24 protein-coding genes and 1 pseudogene are annotated in these 25,283 nt (G+C 67.8%); 9 read left to right on the top strand and 16 right to left on the bottom strand.

The features are described 5' to 3' along the window. Nucleotides 1–779: 779 nt before the first annotated feature. Together gltB and A5736_RS08755 are read left to right on the top strand one after the other, a co-directional pair. Nucleotides 780–5,375 carry a glutamate synthase large subunit gene (gene gltB, locus A5736_RS08760; protein WP_076127347.1) on the top strand — a complete coding sequence of 1,532 codons (4,596 nt, stop codon included), beginning with the start codon at nt 780–782 and terminating at the stop codon, nt 5,373–5,375. Further along, on the top strand, nt 5,368–6,834 hold the full coding sequence (locus tag A5736_RS08755; RefSeq protein WP_076127349.1) for a glutamate synthase subunit beta: 1,467 nt from the start codon (nt 5,368–5,370) through the stop codon (nt 6,832–6,834). Before gltB ends, A5736_RS08755 begins: the two co-directional genes overlap by 8 nt. 390 nt (nt 6,835–7,224) lie before the next feature. On the opposite strand, the gene A5736_RS08750 is transcribed toward A5736_RS08755, so the two are convergent. After that, nucleotides 7,225–8,076, bottom strand: a complete 852-nt coding sequence (locus A5736_RS08750; protein ID WP_076127351.1) for an LLM class F420-dependent oxidoreductase — start codon at nt 8,074–8,076, stop codon at nt 7,225–7,227. A 50-nt stretch (nt 8,077–8,126) separates the two neighbouring features. On the opposite strand from A5736_RS08750, the gene A5736_RS08745 reads away from it, so the two are divergent. Both A5736_RS08745 and A5736_RS08740 read left to right on the top strand, forming a co-directional pair. Next, a complete protein-coding gene (locus A5736_RS08745) occupies nt 8,127–8,558 on the top strand; it encodes a hypothetical protein (protein WP_076245652.1) in 432 nt (143 codons plus the stop codon). A 21-nt stretch (nt 8,559–8,579) separates the two neighbouring features. After that, the gene (locus A5736_RS08740; protein WP_076245650.1) at nt 8,580–9,587 is read left to right on the top strand and encodes a PHP domain-containing protein; all 1,008 of its coding nucleotides are present in this window, start codon (nt 8,580–8,582) and stop codon (nt 9,585–9,587) included. Here the strand turns inward: A5736_RS08740 and dinB are convergent. Both dinB and A5736_RS08730 read right to left on the bottom strand, forming a co-directional pair. After that, nucleotides 9,576–10,775, bottom strand: coding sequence for a DNA polymerase IV (dinB, locus tag A5736_RS08735; RefSeq protein ID WP_076245648.1), 1,200 nt, complete (start codon nt 10,773–10,775; stop codon nt 9,576–9,578). The two genes, A5736_RS08740 and dinB, sit on opposite strands and share 12 nt — an antisense overlap. 29 nt (nt 10,776–10,804) lie before the next feature. Continuing rightward, nucleotides 10,805–11,446: a TetR/AcrR family transcriptional regulator gene (locus A5736_RS08730; protein WP_076245647.1), complete on the bottom strand. Its 642-nt coding sequence runs from the start codon at nt 11,444–11,446 to the stop codon at nt 10,805–10,807. A 76-nt stretch (nt 11,447–11,522) separates the two neighbouring features. Here A5736_RS08730 and A5736_RS08725 point away from each other — a divergent pair, with 76 nt between their 5' ends. Next, on the top strand, nt 11,523–12,992 hold the full coding sequence (locus A5736_RS08725) for an NAD(P)/FAD-dependent oxidoreductase (RefSeq protein ID WP_076245645.1): 1,470 nt from the start codon (nt 11,523–11,525) through the stop codon (nt 12,990–12,992). Here A5736_RS08725 and rraA read toward each other — a convergent pair. The 9 genes from rraA to A5736_RS26285 form a co-directional block, all read right to left on the bottom strand. After that, the gene (gene rraA, locus A5736_RS08720) at nt 12,989–13,471 is read right to left on the bottom strand and encodes a ribonuclease E activity regulator RraA (protein ID WP_076245643.1); all 483 of its coding nucleotides are present in this window, start codon (nt 13,469–13,471) and stop codon (nt 12,989–12,991) included. The two genes, A5736_RS08725 and rraA, sit on opposite strands and share 4 nt — an antisense overlap. After that, nucleotides 13,468–13,908: a nucleoid-structuring protein H-NS gene (locus A5736_RS08715; protein WP_076245641.1), complete on the bottom strand. Its 441-nt coding sequence runs from the start codon at nt 13,906–13,908 to the stop codon at nt 13,468–13,470. Before A5736_RS08715 ends, rraA begins: the two co-directional genes overlap by 4 nt. Before the next feature lie 75 nt (nt 13,909–13,983). Beyond that, nucleotides 13,984–14,493, bottom strand: coding sequence for a copper resistance CopC family protein (locus A5736_RS08710; protein WP_076245639.1), 510 nt, complete (start codon nt 14,491–14,493; stop codon nt 13,984–13,986). Next, nucleotides 14,490–15,155, bottom strand: a complete 666-nt coding sequence (locus tag A5736_RS08705) for a YcnI family protein (protein ID WP_076245637.1) — start codon at nt 15,153–15,155, stop codon at nt 14,490–14,492. Before A5736_RS08705 ends, A5736_RS08710 begins: the two co-directional genes overlap by 4 nt. Before the next feature lie 15 nt (nt 15,156–15,170). Next, nucleotides 15,171–15,827, bottom strand: a complete 657-nt coding sequence (locus tag A5736_RS08700) for a DUF6474 family protein (protein ID WP_076245635.1) — start codon at nt 15,825–15,827, stop codon at nt 15,171–15,173. Nucleotides 15,828–15,951: 124 nt separating this feature from the next. Further along, nucleotides 15,952–16,350, bottom strand: coding sequence for a transcriptional regulator (locus A5736_RS08695; RefSeq protein WP_076064859.1), 399 nt, complete (start codon nt 16,348–16,350; stop codon nt 15,952–15,954). Between the two features lie 538 nt (nt 16,351–16,888). Then, nucleotides 16,889–17,422 (bottom strand): peptidase, encoded by a 534-nt coding sequence (locus tag A5736_RS08690; RefSeq protein WP_076127373.1) that lies wholly within the window; start codon nt 17,420–17,422, stop codon nt 16,889–16,891. 149 nt (nt 17,423–17,571) lie between these two features. Further along, nucleotides 17,572–18,195, bottom strand: a complete 624-nt coding sequence (locus tag A5736_RS08685; RefSeq protein ID WP_076119341.1) for a superoxide dismutase — start codon at nt 18,193–18,195, stop codon at nt 17,572–17,574. A gap of 167 nt (nt 18,196–18,362) precedes the next feature. Then, nucleotides 18,363–18,521, bottom strand: coding sequence for a hypothetical protein (locus tag A5736_RS26285; RefSeq protein WP_217695743.1), 159 nt, complete (start codon nt 18,519–18,521; stop codon nt 18,363–18,365). Nucleotides 18,522–18,952: 431 nt separating this feature from the next. Between A5736_RS26285 and A5736_RS08680 the strand changes: the two genes are divergently transcribed. Both A5736_RS08680 and A5736_RS08675 read left to right on the top strand, forming a co-directional pair. Continuing rightward, on the top strand, nt 18,953–19,984 hold the full coding sequence (locus tag A5736_RS08680) for a DUF4328 domain-containing protein (protein ID WP_076245633.1): 1,032 nt from the start codon (nt 18,953–18,955) through the stop codon (nt 19,982–19,984). Between the two features lie 4 nt (nt 19,985–19,988). After that, the gene (locus A5736_RS08675) at nt 19,989–20,813 is read left to right on the top strand and encodes a glycerophosphodiester phosphodiesterase (protein WP_076127376.1); all 825 of its coding nucleotides are present in this window, start codon (nt 19,989–19,991) and stop codon (nt 20,811–20,813) included. Between the two features lie 18 nt (nt 20,814–20,831). Here the strand turns inward: A5736_RS08675 and A5736_RS08670 are convergent, their stop codons facing one another. After that, nucleotides 20,832–22,037, bottom strand: a complete 1,206-nt coding sequence (locus A5736_RS08670; RefSeq protein WP_076245632.1) for an LCP family protein — start codon at nt 22,035–22,037, stop codon at nt 20,832–20,834. A 9-nt stretch (nt 22,038–22,046) separates the two neighbouring features. Further along, on the bottom strand, nt 22,047–22,847 hold the full coding sequence (locus tag A5736_RS08665; RefSeq protein ID WP_139333209.1) for a DUF2470 domain-containing protein: 801 nt from the start codon (nt 22,845–22,847) through the stop codon (nt 22,047–22,049). 92 nt (nt 22,848–22,939) lie between these two features. Here A5736_RS08665 and pheA point away from each other — a divergent pair, with 92 nt between their 5' ends. Together pheA and A5736_RS08655 are read left to right on the top strand one after the other, a co-directional pair. Then, nucleotides 22,940–23,899: a prephenate dehydratase gene (gene pheA, locus A5736_RS08660; protein ID WP_076245629.1), complete on the top strand. Its 960-nt coding sequence runs from the start codon at nt 22,940–22,942 to the stop codon at nt 23,897–23,899. Further along, nucleotides 23,896–24,582, top strand: coding sequence for a histidine phosphatase family protein (locus A5736_RS08655; RefSeq protein ID WP_076245627.1), 687 nt, complete (start codon nt 23,896–23,898; stop codon nt 24,580–24,582). Before pheA ends, A5736_RS08655 begins: the two co-directional genes overlap by 4 nt. Nucleotides 24,583–24,590: 8 nt before the next feature. Here A5736_RS08655 and A5736_RS08650 read toward each other — a convergent pair whose 3' ends face one another. After that, nucleotides 24,591–24,785, bottom strand: coding sequence for a hypothetical protein (locus A5736_RS08650; protein ID WP_076245626.1), 195 nt, complete (start codon nt 24,783–24,785; stop codon nt 24,591–24,593). Beyond that, nucleotides 24,786–25,185, bottom strand: a pseudogene (locus tag A5736_RS08645) (metallopeptidase family protein); the annotation flags it as partial. It abuts the gene before it with no gap. Between the last annotated feature and the right edge of the window lie 98 nt (nt 25,186–25,283).

Genomic DNA, 25,283 nt, shown 5'->3' with positions numbered 1-25,283 from the left:
GGCCGAACGTCGAACAAGAACCTGCGATCCTTCACCGACGTCATCGAGCGGGTCGGGCGCAACTCGGCCGGGCTGCAGACGGTTGCGCAGAAATTCGTCGCGCTCGTTCATGGGCTCCTCGGGTGCGGCCGTCCCGTCGCCGACCGCCGGGCTTGGGCTACTACCGGACCAGTATCAGTCCAGTATCGCCTCCCGTGCCGGCTTAGATTCCTATTAATATCGTGCAAACTTAGCGCAGCATCGGCGCGGTCGGCAGCGGCGTCCTCCGCCAGCGCCCCGGTGGGGTGACGGGCAAACTCGGCAACATTGCTGCCACGTCTTATCGCGGGCGGTGGCGCAGATACGGCCGTGGTTCGTGGACGGCGCGAACGCGCGAGCGCGTGGCTGGGCGGGCTCGCAGCAAACTAGCGGGGGCGGCCGGGGGCGGCGGGCGGCCTGTCGCGGCGGCACCGCGGTGGCCCAAAGACCGGCGCCAAAACAGCATGTCGAGACCGTGTCGAGAGTCTCCTGCTGCGAATTTACGGTGGCGCTACCTCGCAGGTTAGACTTGGGGAAGTTGGCATGTCAGGCGGTTTTTGTCATATCGTTTTACGACTTGTCGAGACCGGGTACTCGCCACCGTTCAGCGCAGCACGGACGATTCCCTGACCGGAACATATCCGCCTGGGGACAGCCTATCGACAAGACCAAAGGGGTTCAGCCCGCAACCTCCGGGTGCGGCCCCGCCGGAGCCGCAGACAACGGCCGTGCAGGAAGTTCTGGTGAAGGGTCAGGTGCGTATGACGCCCAAGCGCGCAGGGTTGTACAACCCCGCGTTCGAGCACGATTCGTGCGGGGTTGCCATGGTCGTCGACATGCACGGCCGCCGCAGTCGCGACATCGTCGACAAGGCGATCACCGCGCTGCTCAACCTTGAACACCGCGGGGCCCAGGGCGCCGAGCCGCGCAGCGGAGACGGCGCGGGCATCCTGATCCAGGTCCCGGACGCGTTTTTGCGCGAGGTCGTGGACTTCGAGCTGCCGCCCGCCGGCAGCTACGCGACCGGCATCGCGTTTTTGCCGCAGTCGTCGCGGGACGCCGCGGCCGCCTGCGCCGCGGTGGAAAAGATCGCCGAAGCCGAGGGCCTGCAGGTGCTGGGCTGGCGAAATGTGCCGACCGACGACTCGTCGCTGGGCGCGCTGTCCCGCGACGCGATGCCCACGTTCCGGCAGGTGTTCATGGCCGGAGCCTCCGACATGACCCTGGAGCGCCGCGCCTACGTGGTCCGCAAGCGCGCCGAGCACGAACTCGGTACCAAAGGCCCGGGCCAGGACGGACCGGGCCGCGAAACCGTTTACTTCCCCAGCCTGTCGGGCCAGACGCTGGTCTACAAGGGAATGCTGACCACGCCGCAGCTCAAGGCGTTTTACCTTGACCTGCAAGACGATCGGCTGACCAGCGCGCTGGGTATCGTGCATTCGCGGTTCTCGACGAACACGTTTCCGTCGTGGCCGCTGGCCCACCCGTTCCGCCGCATCGCCCACAACGGCGAGATCAACACCGTCACCGGCAACGAGAACTGGATGCGGGCCCGTGAGGCGTTGATGAAGACCGACATCTTCGGGTCGGAAGACGACCTGGAGAAGCTGTTCCCGATCTGCACGCCGGGCGCATCCGACACCGCGCGCTTCGACGAGGCTCTCGAGCTGTTGCACCTGGGTGGCCGCAGCCTGGCCCACGCGGTGCTGATGATGATCCCCGAGGCCTGGGAACGAAACGAAGCGATGGACCCCGCACGGCGGGCGTTCTACCAGTACCACGCGTCGCTGATGGAGCCGTGGGACGGCCCGGCGTCGATGACCTTCACCGACGGTACCGTCGTCGGCGCCGTGCTCGACCGCAACGGCTTGCGTCCGTCGCGGATCTGGGTGACCGACGACGGCCTGGTGGTCATGGCTTCCGAGGCCGGGGTGCTGGACCTGGACCCCTCGACGGTGGTCCGCCGGATGCGGCTGCAGCCGGGCCGGATGTTCTTGGTCGACACCACGCAGGGCCGCATCGTCTCCGACGAGGAGATCAAAGCCGAGCTGGCCGCCGAGCACCCTTACCAGGAGTGGCTCGACAAGGGACTGGTTCCGATCGACAAATTGCCGGCGGGCAAATACGTGCGCATGCCCCACGAGCGACTTGTCCGGCGGCAGCAGACTTTTGGCTACACCTACGAGGAACTCAACCTGTTGGTGGCGCCGATGGTCCGTACCGGCGCCGAGCCGATCGGATCGATGGGCACCGACACTCCGGTCGCCGTGCTGTCGCAGCGCCCCCGGATGCTCTACGACTACTTCCACCAGCTCTTCGCTCAGGTGACCAACCCACCGCTGGACGCCATTCGCGAAGAGGTGGTGACCAGCCTGCAGGGCACCACCGGCGGCGAGCGCGATCTGCTCACACCGACCGAGCACTCCTGTCACCAGATCTCGCTGTCACAGCCGATTCTGCGGAATTTCGAACTGGCCAAGCTGGTCAACCTCGACCCCGAGGACAAGGTCAACGGTCGTCCACACGGCATGCGCTCCAAGGTGATTCGCTGCCGGTACCCGGTCGCCGAGGGCGGCGCCGGGCTGGCGGCCGCGCTCGATGAGGTGCGGGCCCAGGCATCGGCGGCGATCGCCGATGGTGCGCGGGTCATCATCTTGTCCGACCGTGAGTCCGACGAGCAGCTGGCTCCCATTCCGTCGCTGCTCGCAGTGTCGGCGGTGCACCACCACCTGGTGCGCGACCGCACCCGCACCCACGTGGGCCTGGTGGTCGAATCCGGTGACGCCCGCGAGGTCCACCACATGGCGATGCTGATCGCGTTCGGCGCCGCCGCGGTCAACCCGTATCTGGCGTTCGAGTCGATCGAAGACATGATCGATCGCGGCGTGATCGACGGTTCCGGAAACGGCATGGACCGCCACACCGCGCTGAACAACTACGTCAAGGCCGCCGGCAAGGGTGTGCTGAAAGTGATGTCCAAGATGGGCATTTCGACGCTGGCGTCCTACACCGGCGCGCAACTGTTCCAGGCGGTGGGCATCTCCGAGGACGTGCTCGACGAATACTTCACCGGGCTGAGCTGCCCGACCGGCGGCATCACCCTCGACGACATCGCCGCCGACGTCGCCACCCGGCACCGGCTGGCGTACCTGGATCGGCCCGACGAGCGCGCCCACCGCGAGCTCGAGGTCGGCGGCGAGTACCAGTGGCGCCGTGAGGGCGAGTACCACCTGTTCAACCCGGAGACCGTTTTCAAGCTGCAGCACGCCACCCGCACGGGCCAGTACAAGATCTTCAAGGACTACACGCGTCTGGTCGACGACCAGAGCGAGCGGATGGCGTCGTTGCGCGGGTTGCTCAAGTTCCGTGCGGGTGTGCGCCCGCCGGTTCCGCTCGACGAGGTCGAGCCCGCCAGTGAAATCGTGAAGCGCTTCGCCACGGGGGCGATGAGCTACGGATCGATCTCCGCCGAGGCGCACGAGACACTCGCCATCGCGATGAACCGCCTGGGCGGGCGATCCAACAGCGGCGAAGGTGGCGAGGACGTCAAGCGTTTCGATCGCGACCCCAACGGCGATTGGCGGCGCAGCGCGGTCAAGCAGGTCGCCTCGGCCCGGTTCGGCGTCACCTCGCACTACCTGACCAATTGCACCGACATCCAGATCAAGATGGCGCAGGGGGCCAAACCCGGTGAGGGAGGCCAACTTCCGGGGCACAAGGTGTACCCGTGGGTGGCCGAGGTCCGGCACTCCACCCCGGGCGTTGGGCTGATCTCACCGCCGCCGCACCACGACATCTACTCCATCGAAGACTTGGCGCAGCTGATCCACGACCTGAAGAACGCCAACCCGTCCGCCCGGGTGCACGTGAAGCTGGTTTCCGAGAACGGCGTCGGCACCGTGGCCGCGGGTGTATCCAAGGCGCACGCCGACGTGGTGTTGATCTCGGGTCACGACGGCGGTACCGGCGCAACCCCGCTGACGTCGATGAAGCACGCGGGCGCGCCCTGGGAGTTGGGTCTGGCCGAGACGCAGCAGACGTTGCTGCTCAACGGTTTGCGCGACCGGATCGTGGTTCAGGTGGACGGTCAGCTGAAGACCGGCCGCGACGTGATGATCGCCGCACTGCTCGGCGCCGAGGAGTTCGGTTTCTCCACGGCCCCGCTGGTGGTTTCCGGCTGCATCATGATGCGGGTATGCCACCTGGACACCTGCCCGGTCGGGGTGGCCACCCAGAACCCGGTGCTGCGGGAGAGGTTCAACGGCAAGCCCGAGTTCGTCGAGAACTTCTTCATGTTCATCGCGGAGGAAGTCCGGGAGTACATGGCGCAGTTGGGCTTCCGCACCTTCAACGAGGCCGTCGGGCAGGTGGGCTCGCTCGACACCACGCTGGCGCGCGCGCACTGGAAGGCGCACCGGCTGGACCTGACGCCGGTGCTGCACGAGCCGGAATCGGCGTTCATGAACCAGGACCTGTACTGCAGCTCGCGCCAGGATCACGGCCTGGACAAGGCGCTCGATCAGCAGCTGATCGTGATGAGCCGCGAGGCACTGGATTCCGGCAAGCCGGTGCGGTTCTCCACCACCATCGGCAACGTCAACCGCACGGTCGGAACCATGCTCGGCCACGAGCTGACGAAAGCCTATGGCGGGCAAGGCTTGCCGGACGGAACCATCGACATCACCTTCGACGGGTCCGCGGGCAATAGCTTCGGCGCCTTCGTACCCCGAGGAATTACGCTGCGCGTCTACGGCGACGCCAACGACTACGTCGGCAAGGGCCTTTCCGGCGGGCGCATCGTGGTGCGGCCGTCCGACAATGCGCCGCAGGACTACGTCGCCGAGGAAAACATCATCGGCGGCAACGTGATTCTGTTCGGTGCCACCAGCGGGGAAGTCTATTTGCGCGGCGTGGTCGGCGAACGGTTCGCGGTCCGCAACTCCGGCGCCCACGCGGTGGTCGAAGGCGTCGGCGATCACGGTTGCGAGTACATGACTGGAGGCAAGGTGGTCATTCTGGGCCGCACCGGCCGTAACTTCGCGGCCGGTATGTCCGGCGGCGTCGCCTACGTCTACGACCCGGACGGCGAATTGCCGGAGAATCTCAACGCCGAGATGGTCGAGCTCGACAGCCTCGATGAGGACGACGTCGAGTACCTGCACGGCGCGATTCAGGCGCACGTCGACGCCACCGATTCCGCGGTGGGGCAGCGCATCCTGGCCGACTGGGCCGGGCAGCGGCGGCATTTCGCCAAGGTGATGCCGCGGGATTACAAGCGGGTCCTGCAGGCGATCGCCGAGGCCGAGCGTGACGGCGTCGACGTCGACAAGGCGATCATGGCGGCCGCGCATGGCTGATCCGAGCGGCTTCCTGAAATTCACACATCGGGAATTGCCGAAGCGCCGGCCTGTCCCGTTACGGTTGCGGGACTGGGACGAGGTCTACGAAGATTTTGACGAGAACACCCTGCGCCAGCAGGCAACCCGCTGCATGGACTGCGGTATTCCCTTCTGTCACAACGGTTGTCCGCTGGGCAACCTGATCCCGGAATGGAACGACCTGGTGCGCAGGGGCCGCTGGCACGATGCGATCGAGCGGCTGCACGCCACCAACAACTTTCCCGACTTCACCGGCCGGCTGTGTCCGGCACCCTGCGAACCGGCGTGTGTGCTCGGCATCAACCAGGATCCGGTGACCATCAAGCAGATCGAGCTGGAGATCATCGACCGGGCCTTCGAGGAAGGCTTCGTGGTGCCGTTGCCCCCGGACAAGAAGACGGGCAAACGGGTCGCGGTGGTGGGATCGGGCCCGGCGGGGCTGGCCGCCGCCCAGCAGCTGACGCGCGCCGGTCACGGTGTGACGGTCTTCGAGCGGGACGATCGCATCGGTGGGCTACTGCGCTACGGCATTCCCGAATTCAAGATGGAAAAGCGCGTCCTGGACCGGCGGCTGGACCAGATGCGCGCCGAGGGAACCGAATTCAAGGCGGGCGTCAACGTCGGCGTCGATATCACCGCCGAGCAGTTGCTGGCCGATTTCGATGCGGTGGTGCTGGCCGGGGGTGCCACCGCCTGGCGCGATTTGCCCATTCCGGGCCGCGAATTGGACGGCATCCATCAGGCGATGGAGTTCCTGCCCTGGGCCAACCGCGTGCAAGAGGGTGACGACGTCCTCGGGGCGGACGGTGAGCCACCGATCACCGCCAAGGGCAAGAAGGTCATCATCATCGGCGGCGGTGACACCGGGGCCGACTGCCTGGGCACCGTGCACCGACAGGGCGCGGTCGCCGTGCACCAGTTCGAGATCATGCCGCGTCCGCCGGACACGCGTGCCGAGTCGACCCCGTGGCCGACCTACCCGCTGATGTACCGGGTGTCGGCTGCCCACGAAGAGGGCGGCGAGCGGGTCTTCTCGGTCAACACCGAGGAGTTCATCGGCAAGGACGGGCACGTCACCGCGCTCAAGGCGCACGAGGTGACGATGCAGGACGGCAAGTTCGTCAAGGTCGAGGGTTCCGACTTCGAACTCGAGGCCGATTTGGTGCTGCTGGCAATGGGATTCGTCGGCCCGGAGAAGCCGGGCTTGCTCACCGAGCTGGACGTGAAGTTGACCGAGCGCGGCAACGTCGCGCGCGGCGCCGACTTCGACACCTCGGTGCCAGGCGTCTTCGTTGCCGGTGACATGGGTCGCGGCCAGTCGTTGATCGTCTGGGCGATCGCCGAGGGCAGGGCCGCGGCGGCGGGCGTGGACCGGTATTTGATGGGTTCGACGGCGCTGCCGGCACCCATAAAGCCGACGGCCGTGCCGCTTCAGTAAGTCACACCAGCCACAATAGAAACACCAATATCAAATTTCGGCGTTTCTGCCACCGTTTGCCAGACCGCTGTTGTGTAATAGGTCGTTGTGGGCTCTGTCACATGCAAGTCACAGGGGGAGTCCCGTAGAACGGACCGATCGCAGGAGTGATCACTGTGCATATCAACCCGGTACCCAGATCACGGATGGGGCGAATCGCCTGGTCATGGTTTCGTCACCCGATGAAGAGCCGCGAGTTTCCGGCCAAGCAGGAGCGTCTGGTAACCGCTGAAGAGCTGATGGCTTTCGGGGTGTAGCCCATTAGCGCGCGCATCCGCGCGGTGCGCGACACGTTTGCTCAGCGTTACCTTTTCGTTATCTCGCCAACAAGCTCGTCAAATTTTTTGAATATCAGCCATTCCAGAGCCCCGAATCCCGGATCGCCTCCGCTAACGGTTCCAGGACGGCGGGGTCGTGCGGCGGTGAGAGGTACACGATGCCGAGGTCCAGCCCCTCGGCCGCCAGCCCGGCCGCATCCTGGACCACCTGTCCGTAATTGAGGTCGCCTTCCAGGCGCAGGTGAGCCGATAGCGTGATCTCTTTGGGATCGCGTCCGATGTCCGCGCAGTGCGAGAACAGCACGTCGCGCTTGTGCGCGAACAGCTCCGGCGGCCCGCCGACGAAGTTCCAGTGCTGGGCGTAGCGCGCGGTGATCCGCAGCGTGCGCTTTTCCCCGCTGCCGCCGATGCAGATCGGTGGATGCGGGCGCTGCACGCCCTTGGGTTCGTTGCGGGCGCCCTTGAGCTGGTAGTACTTGCCGTCGAAGTCGGTGGTCTCTTCGCTGAGCAGGCTGGTCAGCACCGCACACGCTTCCTCGAACCGGTCGAAACGTTCCCTGATGCTGCCCAGCTCGATGCCGTACGCGCCCGACTCCTCCTCGTTCCAGCCGGCGCCGATCCCGAGCTCGAGTCGTCCGTTGGAAATGATGTCGAGCGCGGCCGCCATGTTGGCCAGCACGGCCGGATGCCGGTAGTGGATGCCGGTCACCAACGTGCCCAGCCGCAGCCGCGAGGTGGCCTGCGCGAGCGCGGTCAGCGTCGTCCAGCCTTCCAGACAGGGTCCGGCGCTGTCGGAAAAGATCGGGTAGAAGTGGTCGAACGTCCAGCCGGACTCGTAGACGTCGATGTCGTCGGCGGCCTGCCAGACGGCGAGCATCTGTGCCCAGGTGGTGTTTTGGGGTGAAGTCTTGAAAGCGAATCGCATGCACCCGACGTTAGTCGGTCTCTATGACGCGCAATTAAACTCGACCGACCATGAACAGCTCCCTCGGATACGACACCAAGCTCACCCTGCTGGCCGCCGGACTGATCTTTCTGCTGGCGCTGGTGCTCGGCGTCTGGAAGTACCGGCAGATCATGGTCGCCGAGGACCACCGCGCGCATCCCTACGTCGACATCGCGCACCGCGCGGCGTTGCTGTACTCGTTCGCGACGCTGCTGATCGCGGTGTTCGTCGAATTCAGCGCGTGGCCGGCGTGGGTCAACCTGACCGCGGCGATGGTCGCCGTGTTCTTCTTCGTCGCGGCGATCGCCAGCTACATCGGCCACGGCGTGCGCCGCGACACCACCAACCAGTTCGAGAGGCCCGACCGCGGCCTTCGGGCGATGATGATGCTGCTGATCGCCGGTGAGATCGGCGGCTTCGGCGTGATTCTCGCCGGATTCATCGTCGGGCAACTGCTGTAGCCGAGCGGGCACACTGGAGCCATGGATCCGGTAACCGCGCTGCGGCAGATCGCCTACTACAAGGACCGCAGCCGCCAGGACCCGAAACGGGTCATGGCGTATCGAAGAGCCGCCGACATCATCGAGGGCCTCGACGACGCCGCGCGGGAACGCCACGGGCAGGCCGACAGCTGGCAGTCGCTGCCGGGCATCGGGCCCAAGACCGCCAAGGTTATCTCCCAGGCCTGGTCCGGCCGTGAACCCGACGCCCTGGTCGAATTACGCTCCGCCGCAACCGATCTCGGCGGCGAGGTGCGGGCTGCGCTGCGCGGGGACTTACACCTGCATTCGAACTGGTCCGACGGCTCGGCGCCGATCGACGAAATGATGGCCACCGCGGCGGAGCTGGGCCACGAGTATTGCGCGCTGACCGACCACTCGCCACGGCTGACGATCGCCAACGGGCTCTCGCCCGAGCGGCTGCGTAAGCAGCTCGACGTGATCGACGGGCTGCGCGACAAGTTCGCGCCGATGCGCATCCTGACCGGAATCGAGGTGGACATCCTCGACGACGGCAGCCTGGACCAGGAACCCGAGCTGCTCGAGCGCCTCGATGTGGTTGTGGCCAGCGTGCATTCGAAGCTGTCGATGGACGCGGACGCGATGACGCGCCGGATGGTGCGCGCCGTGTCCAACGGCCACGCCGACGTGCTCGGCCACTGCACCGGCCGGCTGGTCGCCGGGAACCGCGGCATCAGACCCGAATCGAAATTCGACGCCGAGGCGGTGTTCACCGCCTGCCGCGAGCACGGCACCGCGGTGGAGATCAACTCCCGTCCCGAACGCCGCGATCCGCCCAGCCGCCTGCTGAACCTGGCGCTGGAAATCGGCTGCGTGTTCAGCATCGACACCGACGCGCACGCCCCCGGCCAGCTCGATTTCCTCGGCTACGGGGCCCAGCGCGCGCTGGACGCCGGGGTTCCGGTGGAGCGGATCGTCAACACCTGGCCGGCCGAAAAGCTGCTGGAGTGGACCGCCTCAGTCGGGTAAGTGCGGCATCTCCCAGCCGGGGTCGCGGCCGACCAGCACCCCACGGGTGAGCGCGGACTTGCCGTAGCGCCGCCGCACCCGGTCGACCGCCTCGTCGACGTTTTCCAGTGCCGGTGCTCCCTCGAACGGCAGCATCAGCTGCTGAGCGCCGGTGCGGTCGATTCCCGACACCGCGAACCCCACGAGGGTCAACCCGCGCTGCGCGATCAGCGGCGCCGCCGACGCGAGCAGCTGCCGAGCGGCGGCAAGGATGGGCTGCGTCGACGACGTGGCCCACGGCAGCGTGTGCGACCGGGTCGCCCGGCCGAAGTCGTCGAACCGCAGCCGCAGCACCACCGTGCGACCGGTGCGCCCGGCGGCGCGCATCCGCGCGGTGATCCGGTCGATCAGGTTGACCACCACCGCGTCGACCTCGGCGGGCGACATGCGGTTGCCGGCCGCGCCCAGCGCCCGCTGGGCGCCCACCGACCTGCGGCGCACGCCGGTGGTCACCCGCCGGCGGTCGATGTTGCGGGACAGCGCATACAGCTGGCGGCCCATCGCGGCGCCGAGCAACGACGCCAGCGTCGACTCGCTGAGCTCCGCGACGTCGGCGACGGTCTCGATGCCGTGGGTCTGCAGCTTGTCCGCGGTCACCGCGCCTACTCCCCACAACCGGCGCACCGGCAACGGGCGCAGGAACGCCAGCTCCCGATCGGGCGGCACCAACAGCAGCCCGTCGGGCTTGGCTTCCTGGCTGGCGACCTTGGCCAGAAATTTGGTCCGCGCGACCCCGACGGTGATGGGCAGCCCGACGCGGTCGCGGACGTCGGCGCGCAGCCGTTCCGCGATCTGGACCGGGGTTCCAGACACCCGCCGCAGGCCGCCGACGTCGAGGAAGGCCTCGTCCACCGACAGCGCCTCCACGATCGGAGTGACATCGTGGAACACCTCGAAGACCGCGTCGCTGGCGCGGCTGTAGGCGGTCATCCGGGGCGACACGACGACGGCGTGCGGGCACAGCCGCCGCGCCTGTCGTCCGCCCATCGCGGTGCGCACGCCGTAGGCCTTGGCCTCGTAGCTGGCCGCCAGCACCACGCCGCCGCCCACGATCACCGGGCGGCCACGCAGGGACGGGTCGTCTCGCTGCTCTACCGAGGCGTAGAACGAATCGAGATCCGCGTGCAGGATGGACGCCTCACACCGCACGAACGTATGTTCGCACGGGGCGACGACAGCTAGCCGGGTTCGCCGTAAATGCTGCTGACCCAGATATGGGTGAGGGTGTCGACGACCCGGTCCGGATGGACCGCCGGCGTCTGCGCGGACAGGGCGGCCATCATGGTGCGCTCGTTCATCTGGTTCAGCGAGGTGGCCAGGTCCGCGGCCGAAACCGTCTCGGGCGCGGCGCCGCGCGCCCGCTCGGCGGCGATCATGGTGGCCGTCTGGTCGATCCATTTCTGCATGAACCCCGACCACACCGCCCGCAATTCGGTACTGGTGGCCAAGGCCTCCGTCGCCGCTCGGGCCAGCCTGCGGTGCGTCGCGAACGCGGTGTAAAACGCGTTGATGCCGTTGCGCCACACCCGGCGCGGGTCCGCGGGTAGGCGCTGCACCGCCCCGTCGAACTCCGAGTCGGCACTCGCGATCACCGGCTCGAGCAGCGACAGCAACACCGCCTCTTTGGACTTGAAATAGAAGTAGAAGGTGGGTCGCGACAGCCCGGCGCCCTTGGCCAGGTCGTCGACCGAGATATCCGCGAACGAGCGCTCTTCGAGCAGCCGCTCGGCGGTGGCAAGGATCGCCTGCTCGCGGTCGTCGCCCGAAGGCCGCGGGGAACGGCGGCCGCGCAGGGCACGAGTCTGGCTGGCGGTGGTCACGGCCGCTACTTTACACGGTGTTGAGCTTTTCGACAGACTGTTGACTCACTCGACGTGGCGTTGATAGCGTGGCGACATGACTGAGCACCTCGACGTCGTCATCGTGGGCGCCGGAATCTCCGGCGTGAGTGCGGCCTGGCACCTGCAGGACCGCTGCCCGACCAAGAGCTACGCCATCCTGGAAAAGCGGGCGGCCATGGGCGGCACGTGGGACCTGTTCCGCTACCCGGGAATTCGTTCCGACTCGGACATGTACACACTGGGTTTCCGGTTTCGGCCGTGGACCGAGCGCCAGGCCATCGCAGACGGCAAGCCGATCCTCGACTACGTCAAGGGCACCGCGGCGATGTACGGCATCGACAAGCACATCAGGCTCAACCACAAGGTGATCAGCGCCGATTGGTCCAGTACCGAGAACCGCTGGACCCTCCAGATCGACAGCGACGGCGCGCCAAAGGCCATCACGTGCACGTTCCTGTTCCTGTGCAGCGGCTACTACAACTACGAGCAGGGCTACGCGCCGAAGTTTGAGGGCTCGGAAGACTTCACCGGACCGATCATCCACCCGCAGCACTGGCCCGAGGACCTCGACTACGCCGGCAAGAACATCGTCGTCATCGGCAGTGGTGCCACCGCGGTCACCCTGATTCCCGCGCTGGCGGAGTCGGGCGCCAAGCACGTCACGATGCTGCAGCGGTCCCCGACCTACATCGTCTCCCAGCCCAAGCGGGACAAGTTGGCCGAACGGCTCAACCACCTGCTGCCCGCGAAGCAGGCGTACACCGCGGTTCGCTGGCGGAACGTGCTGCGTCAGGCGGCGCTGTACGCGGCCTGTCAGAAATGGCCGCAGCGGATGCGAAAGATCCTCCTCGGCTTCGTGCAGCGCCAGCTCCCCCAGGGCTACGACGTGGAAAAGCACTTCGGCCCCAACTACAACCCCTGGGACCAACGGCTATGCCTGGTGCCCAGCGGCGACTTGTTCCGCACCATCCGCAACGGACAGGCCGAAGTCGTCACCGACACCATCGACCGGTTCACCGCCACCGGCATCCGGCTCGACTCCGGTCGCGAACTGCCCGCCGACATCATCATCACCGCAACGGGTTTGAACCTGCAGCTGTTCGGCGGCGCCACGGTATCCGTCGACGGCGAGCCCGTGGACCTCACCAAAGCCATGGCCTACAAGGGCATGATGCTGTCCGGCCTGCCCAACATGATCTACACCGTGGGATACACCAACGCGTCGTGGACGCTGAAGGCCGACCTGGTCTCGGAATTCGCCTGCCGGCTGCTGAACCACATGGACGCCAACGGTTTTGAGACCGTGGTGGTCGAGCACCCCGGCTCCGACGTGGAGGAGCGCCCGTTCATGGAGTTCACCCCGGGCTACGTGCTGCGGTCGCTGGACGAGTTGCCCAAGCAAGGCTCGCGCACCCCGTGGCGGCTGAACCAGAATTATGTGCGCGACATCCAGCTCATCCGGCGCGGCAAGATCGCCGACGAGGGCCTGCGGTTCGCGAAAAAGACCGCCGCAGTGGCGGTTTAGTGATCTGAGGTGACGACGATACCGTCGTCGTCGCTGTAGGCGGTGTCACCCGGCACGAATGTCACCCCGCCCAGACTGACCTCGACGTCGCGCTCGCCGGCACCGGTCTTGGTGCTCTTGCGGGGATTGGTGCCCAGCGCCTTGATGCCGATGTCGATACTCCGCAATGTCGCGGCGTCGCGCACCGCCCCGTTGATGACCAGCCCGGCCCACCCGTTGGACCGCGCCAATTCGGCGATGACGTCGCCGACCAGCGCGGAGTGCAGGGAACCTGCGCCGTCGATCACCAGCACGCCGCCCGCACTCGGCTGCGAGAGAACCGATTTCAGCAGCGCATTGTCTTCGAAACACCGCACGGTGCTGATCGGCCCCGCGAACTGTGCGCGCCCGCCGAACTGACGGAACTGGACGTCGCAGCTGCGAACGTCGGGCCCGATGCTGTCGACGAGGTCGGCAGTGGGCCGAAATGACGCGGTCAACGGCGGCGCAATTGCCGGATCAGCACGATGGCCAGGAGGCTGACCGCGAGGGCCACCAACAGCGGCACCGGCAACTGGCTCGGCGCCGGCGTCGGCAGATCAGCGGGCAGTGGGTTGTTGGCGTCATCTACCGTCGACTTCGCCTGTGCCGCGGCGTCTTTCGCGGCGGCAGCAAGCTGGCCGTTGGTTTCGACACGCCGCTGCGCGTCGGCGGCCTGCGCGGCAGGCTGCGGCGGTGTGGGTTCGGGGCTTTTGGCGGGTGCTTTTTTGGCGGGCGCCTTCTTGGCCGCCGCTTTCTTCGCGGGAGCCTTTTTCGCTGGTGCTTTTTTGGCGGGCGCTTTTGCGGCCTTCTTGACCGCCTTGGCGGGCGGCTTCTTCTCCGGCGGTGTCGGTGCGCCGTTGGATTCGCTGTTGGGTTGGTCCTCGGGGTCTGCCATGCGGCCGCTCCTTTGCAGCTTTCTCTCGCCTTGTCTAGCGCACCGGGTTGTCGCGTCCCATCATGCCAGGGCCGATCACGGCCTGTGCCGCAGCGCCCATAGGCCGCCCGCGGCGACAAGCGCGACCGCCACCACCACGAACGGCCAGACGGGGATTCCGCCGCCGGCGTGGGGGGCGGCGGCGGGCCCAGGCGTGCCGGTGCCCGGGACAGTCAGGCGAAACGACCAGGATCCCGACACCACGTGGCCATCGGCGGACGTCACCCGGTAATTCACCATGTATGTGCCGGCCGGCCCGAGCGGGCGCAGGCCGATACCGACGATCGCGCCCTGGACCGTCGGCTCTCCGGTGGACCACACGTTGCCGTCCGGCCCGACGACCGTCATGGCCGCGAATGTGGTCTGCAATCGCTCGTTGAAGGTCGCGCTCACCCGGTCGGGGCCGGTTGTCAGGACGGCATTGTCCGCGGGCTCGGCGGACACGCGCGCGGCATGCGCGAACGCCGCCTGCGCCGTGAAGGTCGCGGTCAACGCCATGGCGGCCAACAGCAGACCCGCCCACGCGATGACCACCCCGCGCCTCATGTTCGTCGACGCACCAGCACAAGGCAGATGGCTAACGCGCCGACGACCAGGGCCGCCCCGCCGAGCAGGCGGGCGGTGTTGTCGGGCGATTGCGACTGCGTGGGTGCGCCCGCATGGTCGGCCGGTGCCGACGGGTGGTGTTGGTGCGGTGCCACCGGTCCCGCGGCGAGGGTCAGCATGGGCACCGGATGTTCGGGCTCACCGCCGCCGGGCAGCGGCGGCTGGTCCCACTTGATAATCGTGCCGTCGGAATACGTCTGCGTCGCCGGGAAGCTGACGGTGTCGGCGTCGGGTAGTTGCACCGATATCCGAAACAGCGCGAACTGATCGACTCCGATCCCGCCGTTGGGTGCGGCCGTCCACGTCACCGAGCGGACGCTGCCCGACGACGCGTCGCGGTCCAGCTTGGCCGTCCAGCCGGGCATGGTTTCGGTGCGTGCGGCCGCCACGTCGGGAAGCGTGACGGTCAGCGCAGTGGTCGCGGCGCCCTTGTCGGATTCGTTGGGTACCTGAAAGGTGACGATGGCCGTCGCGCCGCGCACCGCGTTGTCGGCGCTGGCGTGAACGTGCGCCCAGGCGGGCGCGGTTGCCGAGCCCACATACAGCGCCGCGGCGGCGCCGACCGCGATCAGGACGCGCGAAATCCACCCGCCAAATGTCATGTCCGGCAGTCGCTTTCAGGTCAACCCGAGCCGGGCCATCAGGTCCGCCTCGATGCCGTCGAGTTGCGACGAAATCGCGCCGTGGGCCGTGCGGCGTCGCGCGGCGGGCATGTTTTCCGCGGCGGTGACGGCCGCCGAAAGGTCGCTGAGCCGTTCGCTGATGGCGGCGGCGAACTGCTTGGTCTCGGCGTCCTTGGGCTTCTTGTCCTGCACCATCCGCAGTGATTTCTCGGACCCGGCGATCCGTGCCGACAGCTCGGCACCCTGGCCGGAGAACTGGCCGATCTGGGCCAACGGAACCCCGAGCCGATCCGCACGGCGCTGGTCGAGCATCGCGCGGGCGGCCACGGCGGCCCGGTAGATCAGCGGGGTGAGGATCGGGGCCAGCAATCGGGACACCGTCAGCAGCCGGCGGATGCGGGTCGGGGAGAGCAGCTTGCCTTCCCGCGCCGCCTTGAGTTCGGCCTCGGCGACTTTCAGCGCCGCGCGGTCGCTGTCGCGCTGGGATTTGATCTGGGCCCGCAGGGCCATTTCCGCCGCCCGCCGATCGCCCTTGATGCGGCGAACCTCGTTCTTGGCAGCCAGCTTGGCCTCGAGCCTGGCGCGGGCCTTGATCGCGCGGGCCTCGGCGCGACGTGTCGCGCGACTTTTTCGCTTGCGGAACAGGGCCATTCCCGGCCGCCTCCCGGTATCTCGTGGACTGTCGCTCTCGCGTGTACGCGATCCGTGAGCCAACCCTAATGGGGATGGGAGGTCGGCGGCCCTTCAGGTCGGGCCGCGCTGCCGTCAAGTGCGCTTACGCGCCGAGCTGTTCCTTGCGGCGCAGCTCGTTGACCCGTTCGAGGATGTCTTGCTGGGCCTCGGGAGACAATTCGGCGGCACCCAACGCGATGCGGCGCACGCCGTCGTCGCGCATCGTGGCAAGCCACGACAATTCCTTGTCGAGCTTTTCGTAGTACTCGTCGTCAGTGAAGTACGCCGGCTTGATGCGGAAGAAGTTGGCCAAGGCGGCCATGGTCGCTGTGGACGGGTTCGTCCGGTTGCCGGAGCGTAGCTGCGACAGGTAGGGAGCCGACATTGTGATGCCCTCCGCCTTGAGCGCCGCGATCACCTCCGCGGAGGTGTGCGGCCCGCGTCCCGGTGGATAAACCGTGTCGAACAGGCGGTTCAGGCGGGCGGCGAACGTCGTGCTCATCGATAAGACCCCCACTGTGCTGTAGAAGTGAACTGTTACCTATGCATATTTGCTCATGGTAGCGAGCGTTTAAGTCCGCGACCAAGTGCAAACCCGAGCGGTTTTGGTACCGGCGTTGCTGGAGCCGGCCAATTCCTCACTCGACGAGCGTCTAACTAATTCACTGAAGTGTCCACAAAATATCCGAAACTCACAGGTTATACGCAGAGTGAGGTTTGGGCGCCACGGTGGCGGACGGCCGGTTCGCGCCACGGCGCGCCGATTGGACGCATCGCTGGCCGATCGCACCCGAACCACCAGGCAACTCGCGGTCATCGAGAGGCGCATTTGCTGTCGGGTTTGCAAAGCGGGGAAGAAACGAACCGTAGGTACACCGGTGCGGCCCACGCACATACCTCTGGCGGGTGGTCGCCGCATCCGGCGGGGTCAGCGGGCGGCGCCGCCGGCGCCCAGGCGCCGGGTGAACTCGCGGCGATCGAAACCTCCGTTCGCCGCCGCGTCGCGGAGTTTGCGCGACCGCGGTCGCCCCGGTAGCCGCCTATGCGGCGAGCAGCATCGCCAGGATCGCGGTGTCGGGATGGCTGATGGGATCGACGCCGACGCGACTGACCATGGATGTGATGGTGCCGTCGGCTTCGGCTTCCACCCAGGCCGCGCGGTGCTCCAGCCCCAGATAGGGCAATCCGGGCAGCAGCACACAGCCCGAGGCGGCCCCCGTGCATTCCGGCAACGAGGGCATGGTCTCCGAGGGTGGATGCAGCATCAGCAGTGCGGGCGGCTGATGGTCACCGAAATACCCTGGCTGGATTGCTGATTCACCGAAGACGGTGCCCTCGGCCAGTACCAGGCCGACGGTGCCCGGCTCGGGTTCGTCGGGCAGCTCCTCGCGGGCGCCGAACACCGTTGTGGTGGAGAGCAATCCGGGCAACGAGGCGACGCGGACCGCAACCATCAAAAGCTGGGCCCACTCTTTCGTCGAATCGGGCCAGCGTCCGGAGATGACGAACCCTTTCAGGGCACCACGAGAGTGGAAGGGGGCGACCCCTATCGGTCCACCTGAGCCAGTGTCCACCTCGACCTCCGCGCGACGACTTCGCCTAACCACGCTGGTAGCTCGAATAATTAAGAATGCCCGCGGTTCAGGCGCGTTGCAACTCGACACGACGTAAAGGCAAGGGCGCCACGCGATCCGCGTGACGCCCCAGCGCTGAAGAAATGGTTTTAGCCGAAAATCAGGCCTTTGGTCTTGGTGGTTGCCGCCTTGTAGCGGTCCTGCACGTCGGCCCAGTTGACCACATTCCAGAACGCCTTGACGTAGTCGGCCTTGACGTTCTTGTACTGCAAGTAGAAGGCGTGCTCCCACATGTCGACCTGCAGCAAGGGGATGATGCCGAGCGGCACGTTGGCCTGCTGGTCGTACAGCTGGAAGGTCAGCAACTTGTCGCCGAGTGAGTCGTAGCCGAGTACGGCCCAGCCCGACCCCTGCAAGCCGTTGGCGGCCGCGCTGAACTGAGCGCGGAATTTGTCGAACGAGCCGAACGCGTCGTCGATGGCGGCGGCGAGGTCACCGGTTGGCTTGTCACCACCGTTGGGCGACAGGTTCTTCCACCAGATCGAGTGGTTGACGTGGCCCCCGAGGTGAAAGGCCAGGTTCTTCTCGTTCAGGAAGATCGCGGCGTGATCGTCGTTGGCGCGCGCCTCCTCGAGTTTGGCGATGGCGTCGTTCACGCCCTTGACGTAGGTGGCGTGGTGCTTGCTGTGGTGGATCTCGTTGATCTGCCCGGAGATGTGCGGTTCCAGCGCTGCGTAGTCCCAGTCCAAGTCGGGCAGGGTGTATTCAGCCACGGCATTCCTTTCCTCGATGATCGTTGGTGATCGTCTCTTGACGGACGCGGGGTTCGGGACGCGACGGCCTGGCCCCCGGCTTCACAAGTCAACCCTGCTCCATCACCGCGCGCGTCGCAAGAACGACCGCTAGGAGGCGGTAACCCGGAAACCCGAACGGCGAAACGTCAAGCCAGGACGATGATGACAAGAACCGCGAGCAATGCCAGCGCGATCAGGCCGGCGCGCAGCGCGGCGACGCTGTAACTGTGGTTGCAGGCGGGCGAGCCGGAGTACGAGTTCGAGGGGGCCGGGGAACCCGGGCCGAACGAATGCGTGGCCATCATGCGCCTTTCACCAGCACGTCCACCGCACCGCAGTGAGGTGGGTCACAACGACTTTTTCGTGATGGCGATCATAACCCGTCGGGCGAGGCATGGAAAAACATCCCTGCTACGGGCAGCTGACCTGCGGATTCGTCGTGACGGGCGGCGGAAAAGACGCCGGCCTGGCGCGGAAGCGCCGCCCCGCGCGTACGCGCCGCGCGGGTGCTTAGTAGGCCAATCCATTTCGCTCGGCCACCGTCTGGGGCTGTCGATGACGCGCCCCGAACGGCCGGTCGTTATCCACAGTTGTGGCCCGGCCCGGCGGATCGCGGCCTGTACCACGGGTAAACACCGATCCGGCGGTTGTGGATAAGCCTGTGGAAACTGTGGATAGCCATGGGTAACTGTTCACGTTGCGGAGGGGTTGCGAGCTGCCGGGCTAGGCTGGTCCGGTGATCCAGGTGTGCTCCCAGTGCGGCACGCGGTGGAACGTGCGCGATCGGCGGCGCGAGTGGTGCCCCCGCTGTCGCGGCGCCCTGATGGCGCCGCTGGCGGACCCGCCCGATCCACGGTGGGGCCCGGGTGGTGGCCCGGCCGCACCGGCGCAATCCACCCGCTGGCGCACCCCGCCGCGGCTGCCGCCTGGCTTCCGTTGGATAGCGGTCCGCCCCGGCGCCGCGCCCCCCATGCGACGCGCACGACGGTCCCTCGGGCCGACCCCGCGCTATGCTGTGATCCCGCGCTGGGGTCTGGCCGACCGCGTCGAGCAAGCCCCGGTGCCGGTCGAAAAGCCAACGCAGACAGGGCCATCCGCCGCGGCGGTGCGCAGCAGCGTTTTCGTTGGCGTGTTGGTGCTGAGCATCGCGGCCCTGGTGTACGTCGTGCGGTACGTGCTGCTGGTGGTCAACCGGAACACGTTGTTGAACTCCGTAGTGGCCATCGCCGCGGACTGGCTCGGGATCCTGGCCAGCGTGGCGGCGCTCGCGGCGGTGATCACGTCCGGGGTGATGTTGATCCGCTGGTTGATCGCGAGACGGGCCGCGGTGTTCTCGCACCAGGGGCTGCCGGAGCCTCGCTCGGTCCGCGCGCTGTGGGCCGGCTGTGTGGTGCCGCTGGCGAATCTGCTGTGGGCTCCGGTGTACGTCATCGAGCTCGCGACGATGGAAGAGCATTACGCCCGGTTGAAAAGACCGGTCCTGCAATGGTGGACCGCTTGGATTTTCAGCTACGTGATCTCGATCTTCGCTATTTTTTCCAGCTTCGCCACCGACGCACAGGGCATCGCGAACAACACCGTGTTGATGGTGTTCGCGTATCTGGTCGCGGGGGCCCCCGGGGCCGCCGCCGGCCGGGTCTTCGAGGGCTTCGTACGCAAACCGGTCGAACGGCCCGCGCATCGCTGGGTCGTGGTGGAGCCCGATCGACCCGCGGGGGCCGCGTCGTCCGGTCAGGTTGAGTTGCAGGGGCAGGAACCGGCAGCATAGGGGTATGACGTGGGCCGACGAGGTGCTCGACGGGCATCCCTTTGTCGTAGCCCATAGAGGGGCGTCGGCCGCTCGTCCCGAACACACGCTGGCCGCATACGATCTCGCGCTCAAGGAAGGCGCCGACGGCGTCGAATGCGATGTGCGGCTGACCCGCGACGGGCATCTGGTTTGCGTGCACGACCGTCGCCTGGATCGGACCTCGACCGGTGCGGGTCTGGTCAGCACGATGACCCTGGAGCAGTTGCGCGAGCTCGAATACGGTGCGTGGCACGACAGTTGGCGTGCGGACGGCACGCACGGCGATACCAGCCTGCTGACGTTGGACACGCTCGTCAGCTTGGTTCTGGACTGGCACCGGCCGGTGAAGCTGTTCGTCGAGACCAAGCATCCGGTTCGGTATGGCTCGCTGGTGGAAAGCAAGTTGTTGGCGCTGCTGCACCGGTTTGGCATCGCCGCGCCCGCCTCGGCCGCCCGGTCCCGGGCGGTGGTGATGTCGTTTTCGGCGGCCGCGGTCTGGCGGATCCGGCGGGCCGCGCCGATGCTGCCGACGGTGCTGTTGGGCAAGACCGCCCGGTACCTGGCCAGCAGCGCGGCCACCGCGGTCGGGGCCACCGCCGTCGGGCCGTCGCTGGCGGCGTTGAAGGAGTATCCGCAACTCGTCGACCGCTCCATCGCCCAGGGCCGGGCGGTCTACTGCTGGAACGTCGACGACTACGACGACATCGACTTCTGCCGGGAGGTCGGGGTGGCATGGCTGGCCACGCACCACCCGGGTCGCACGAAGGCCTGGTTGCAGAACGCCCGCACCGACCGAGTCGGCGACTAGTTCGGCCGACGGCGGTCGTTACTGCTGTCCCTGCAGCGCCTCGCCGGGCACCGGACTGTCGGAGGCCAGCGCGTCGAACAATTTGGCGGCCACGTCGTGGTTCCACACCACCACCGCGCCGGCGTCGCCGCTGCTGAACTCACCGATCGGGACGGTCACCGAGGTGGTGGTCCCGTGCAGCGCCCAGCCGAGCCGGGCGAGGTCCCACACCTGATCCCCCTGATCAACGGTCAGGGCGTCGGCGGCCGCGCGCGGGACCGAGTACCAGCGCACCGGATCCAGCCACACGGCGGGGCTGGACGCGCGGCGCAACAGCGCCGACATGAACTGCCGTTGGTTGACCATCCGGTCCAGGTCCGCCCGCGGTGTGGCGCGGGACCTGACATACCCCAGCGCGTTGCGGCCCTCCAGCTTCTGGCAGCCGGCGGGCAGGTCAATGCCGGCCAGTGGGTCGGTGATCGGCGCGACAGGGCACACGGTGATGCCGCCGAGCGCGTCGACCAGCGCGGCGAAGCCGCCGAACCCAATCTCGATGTAGTGGTCGAGGCGCAGGCCGGTGGCTTGCTCCACGGTTTGAGTCAGCAGGGCCGCCCCGCCCATCGCGAACGCGGAGTTGATTTTGTCCCTGCCGTGACCGGGGATCGGCACATACGAGTCGCGCGGTATCGAGACCATCGTCGCCGGGATGCTCGAGCCGAACGACGGCACATGCACCAGCAGGATGGTGTCGGTGCGACCGGCGCCGACGTCGCCGCCGGTGGACAGATCCTGCTGCTGATCGGCGGTAAGGCCCGCGCGGCTGTCCGAGCCGACGAGCAGCCAGTTCGTCCCGCGCCCGGCCGCGGGCCGGTCGGGGTAGTCCGCGAGCACCGCCGCGCGGTGCAGCGTTTTGTCGAACCAGATGGCCCCGCCGATGAGGCCCGCGCCGGCCAGCAGCGCGGCGATCAGCAGACCAAGCGCCAACCTCCGGCCCCAGCGGCGCTTGCCGCGCTTGCGGCCGGTCCGCGGCGGGATGGGTCGCGGTGGGGGCTGGGACGGGTGCGGTGCGACGCGTTGCGGGGCGGCGGCGTTGACACGGGAGACCGGCGCGGGCACCCGGCGCTGCGGCACCGTCTCGGCGCTCGGCGACGGCGCACCGCGGTGGATTACCTGCGGTGGCTCCGGGCGGGCCGGGCGCGGCGGGACCGGGTTTTCAGGCCGTCGTGAGGGTCGGTCGCCGGTCACCCAGATAACTTACCGGCGGGCGCGCAGCCCGTTGATGAACGGGCAGCCCATCAGCACCCGGATCGCCTGTCTCAGCCCGACCATGTCGTCCACCGGTTTGTGGAAGGGCAGCCGGACGTCATGGTCGCCGTCGTTGCCTTCGATGCGAAACCGCACGCCGTAGCGATCCAGCCCGAGCGGCCGAACGCGGCCGCGGCGCAGCGGCGTCGGCAACCGGGACACCAGCCGCGCGACCACGTCGCCGTGGGCCTTGTCCAGGTGCCACAGCAAGCTCGACTCGACCTCGCAGAAGGGGTCGGGGCGAGCCGCGAGCAGCTCCGCCACGCTGATGGCCTCGGCTCCGGTGGCGTCGGTCACCACCACGGACGCGATCTCGAGTCGCAGCAGCGTATACCGCTGCTCCGTCCCATCCGAAGGCATCGACCGGGGGGTATCGATTTGCAGCAATGCCGGATCCGGACACTCGGTGGCAATCAGATCGAGGACCTTTGTCACGGCGCCCGGCGGGACCTGCTGCAGGCGGCCGCGAACCCACACCAGGGACCGGACGGGTTCGCGCAGCGGCAGCGGCGCATAGTCGGTCAGCTCGAGCAGCGCCTGCGAACCATCGACGCCGGCGGCCCCGCCGTCCCGGTCGGCCGGCAGCGCCACGGCGAAGGACCCGTCGTGCATGAGGTGGTGCACCGGCGTGGCGACGGGTTCCTCGCGCGCGTTCTCGTTCTCGATGGCCAGGAGCGCGCCGCCGGCCCGGGTGCAGGCGCTGCGGATGCGCTCGGCAGTCGTCGGCGCGGCGCTGGTCAGCGGTAACATCATTCTCCAATCGCATTAGGCAAGCCTAAGTTAACTTAGATCACCGGGCGCCGCAAGCCTTGTTTGGCGGTGGCCGCCGTTAGGGTTGGAGCGTGGTCCGCATTGCCTATCTGGGTCCCGAAGGGACCTTCACCGAGGCGGCGCTGCTCCAGATGACGTCGGCGGGGCTGGTTCCCGACCAGGGGCCGGATGCCTTGCGCCGGTTGCCGATCGAGAGCACGCCGACGGCGCTCGACGCCGTCCGCAACGGCGACGCCGACTACGCGTGCGTGCCGATCGAGAACTCGATCGACGGGTCGGTGATGGCCACCCTGGACAGCCTCGCCATCGGTTCGCCGCTGCAGATTTTCGCCGAGACCACGCTGGACGTCGCGTTCAGCATCGTCGTCAAACCCGGGCGCAGCGCCGCCGACGTGGGGACGGTGGCGGCGTTCCCGGTGGCCGCGGCCCAGGTGCGGCAATGGCTCACCGCGCACCTGCCCAACACCGAATTGCGACCCGCCTACTCCAACGCGGATGCCGCGCGACAGGTGGCCGAGGGCAACGCCGACGCCGGGGTGACCTCGCCGCTGGCCGCCGCGCATTGGGGGCTCGCGGCCCTGGCCGATGGTGTCGTCGACGAACCCAACGCCCGCACGCGCTTCGTGCTGGCCGGACTGCCGGGACCGCCGCCGGCCCGCACCGGCGCCGACCGGACGTCGGTGGTGTTGCGCGTCGACAACCAACCCGGGGCGCTGTTGGGCGCCCTCGCCGAGTTCGGCATCCGCGGCATCGACCTCACCCGGATCGAGTCCCGGCCGACCCGCACCGAGTTGGGCACCTACCTGTTCTTCGCCGACTGCGTCGGCCACGTGGACGACGACGCCGTCGCCGAGGCACTCAAGGCGCTGCACCGTCGTTGTGCCAACGTGCGATACCTGGGTTCGTGGCCGACGGGCGAGGCCGCCGGGGTGGTTCCGCCGCCGGCGGACGAGGCATCACGCTGGCTGGCGCGCCTGCGGGCGGGCAAATCGGACCCGGCCCAGGATGCGGCGGCGGGGTTTGCGCAATGAGCGGTCGTCTGGTGCTGGTGCGACACGGCCAGTCCTACGGCAACGTCGAGCGCCGGCTGGATACCCGGCCGCCCGGTGCCGAGCTGACGCCGAAGGGCCGCGACCAGGCGCGGGCGTTCGCCCGCGGGTCCGGCCGGCCGGCGATGATCACGCACTCGATCGCCACCCGGGCGTCGCAGACGGCGGCGGTGATCGGTGCTGCGCTCGACGTCGCCGCGCACGAGGTCGCGGGCATCCACGAGGTGCAGGTCGGGCAACTGGAAGACCGCAGCGACGACGACGCCGTCGCGGAATTCAACGCCATCTACGACCGCTGGCATCACGGCGAACTCGACGTGCCGCTGCCCGGCGGCGAGAGCGGCAGCGAGGTGTTGGACCGCTACGTGCCGGTGCTCACCGACCTGCGGATGCGCTACCTCGACGACGACGAGTGGGACGGCGACATCGTCGTCGTCAGCCACGGCGCGGCGATCCGGCTGGCCTCCGCGGTGCTGGCGGGAGTGGACGGCAACTTCGCGCTGGACAACCACCTGGACAACGCGCAGTCGGTGGTGTTGGCTCCGATCACCGACGGGCGGTGGAGCTGTGTGCGGTGGGGAACGCTGACGCCGCCGTTCTACCCGCAACCCGAAGCCACGCCGGTCGCGGACGCGGTGCGGTCAAGCACCGACCCGATGGGCTGACGGGGCGATCAAACGGCCAGGGCGACCGAGTCCTCGGTGCAGCCGCAGCCGACGGCGTCGCAGTCGATGACGAACGTGTGCGGCAACAGTTCGGGACTGGCGCAGTCCGGCTCGGTGCACTCCGAGCGATGCAGCCAATGGCGAATGATGGTTCCGTGGCAGTGATCTAGTCCTGCCCGGCAGTCGCGGCAGTCCGTGTTCATGAGTGAGTTCATAGCACCCGGCGCGGACAAATCCGGGATGCCGCGCCCGTCAGGCCCAGCCCAGTTCGTGCAATCTGTCGTCGTCGATGCCGAAGTGGTGGGCGATTTCGTGGATGACCGTGATCGCCACCTCCTCGACGACCTCCTCGTCGGATTCGCAGACGTCCAGCAGCGCCTCGCGGTAGATCGTGATGGCGTCGGGCAGCGCTCCGCCATAGTCGGAGTCCCGCTCGGTCAGCGCCACGCCTTCGTAGAGGCCGAGCAGTTCAGTGTCCTCGGGATGGCGGTCTTCGACGAGCACGACGACGTTGTCCATCGCCGCCGTCAACTCGGGCGGGATGAGGTCGAGCGCGTCGGAGACCAACTCGTCGAACCGCTGCGGATCCATCCGCACGGCCACCGGTTACCCCGCGGGTGGTGCGGCCGGCGCGGGCGGCGGTTCCGGTGCGGGCGGCGGTGGCGGCGGAGGAGGTGGCGGTGGCGCCTCGGGGGCCGGAG

It is taken from the genome of Mycobacterium sp. SP-6446, assembly GCF_001954045.1.
In the GTDB taxonomy this organism is placed as follows: domain Bacteria; phylum Actinomycetota; class Actinomycetes; order Mycobacteriales; family Mycobacteriaceae; genus Mycobacterium.
The sequence above is the reverse complement of the archived record's forward strand: the minus strand, read 5'-3'. Positions and strand labels throughout refer to the sequence as shown.

Coding starts and splice junctions, on each gene's coding strand:
- gltB (WP_076127347.1), top strand. CDS start 780: ATGACGCCCAAGCGCGCAGGGTTGTACAACCCCGCGTTCGAGCACGAT.
- A5736_RS08755 (WP_076127349.1), top strand. CDS start 5,368: ATGGCTGATCCGAGCGGCTTCCTGAAATTCACACATCGGGAATTGCCG.
- A5736_RS08750 (WP_076127351.1), bottom strand. CDS start 8,076: ATGCGATTCGCTTTCAAGACTTCACCCCAAAACACCACCTGGGCACAG.
- A5736_RS08745 (WP_076245652.1), top strand. CDS start 8,127: ATGAACAGCTCCCTCGGATACGACACCAAGCTCACCCTGCTGGCCGCC.
- A5736_RS08740 (WP_076245650.1), top strand. CDS start 8,580: ATGGATCCGGTAACCGCGCTGCGGCAGATCGCCTACTACAAGGACCGC.
- A5736_RS08725 (WP_076245645.1), top strand. CDS start 11,523: ATGACTGAGCACCTCGACGTCGTCATCGTGGGCGCCGGAATCTCCGGC.
- A5736_RS08715 (WP_076245641.1), bottom strand. CDS start 13,908: ATGGCAGACCCCGAGGACCAACCCAACAGCGAATCCAACGGCGCACCG.
- A5736_RS08710 (WP_076245639.1), bottom strand. CDS start 14,493: ATGAGGCGCGGGGTGGTCATCGCGTGGGCGGGTCTGCTGTTGGCCGCC.
- A5736_RS08705 (WP_076245637.1), bottom strand. CDS start 15,155: ATGACATTTGGCGGGTGGATTTCGCGCGTCCTGATCGCGGTCGGCGCC.
- A5736_RS08700 (WP_076245635.1), bottom strand. CDS start 15,827: ATGGCCCTGTTCCGCAAGCGAAAAAGTCGCGCGACACGTCGCGCCGAG.
- A5736_RS08695 (WP_076064859.1), bottom strand. CDS start 16,350: ATGAGCACGACGTTCGCCGCCCGCCTGAACCGCCTGTTCGACACGGTT.
- A5736_RS26285 (WP_217695743.1), bottom strand. CDS start 18,521: ATGATGGCCACGCATTCGTTCGGCCCGGGTTCCCCGGCCCCCTCGAAC.
- A5736_RS08675 (WP_076127376.1), top strand. CDS start 19,989: ATGACGTGGGCCGACGAGGTGCTCGACGGGCATCCCTTTGTCGTAGCC.
- A5736_RS08665 (WP_139333209.1), bottom strand. CDS start 22,847: ATGTTACCGCTGACCAGCGCCGCGCCGACGACTGCCGAGCGCATCCGC.
- A5736_RS08655 (WP_076245627.1), top strand. CDS start 23,896: ATGAGCGGTCGTCTGGTGCTGGTGCGACACGGCCAGTCCTACGGCAAC.
- A5736_RS08650 (WP_076245626.1), bottom strand. CDS start 24,785: ATGAACACGGACTGCCGCGACTGCCGGGCAGGACTAGATCACTGCCAC.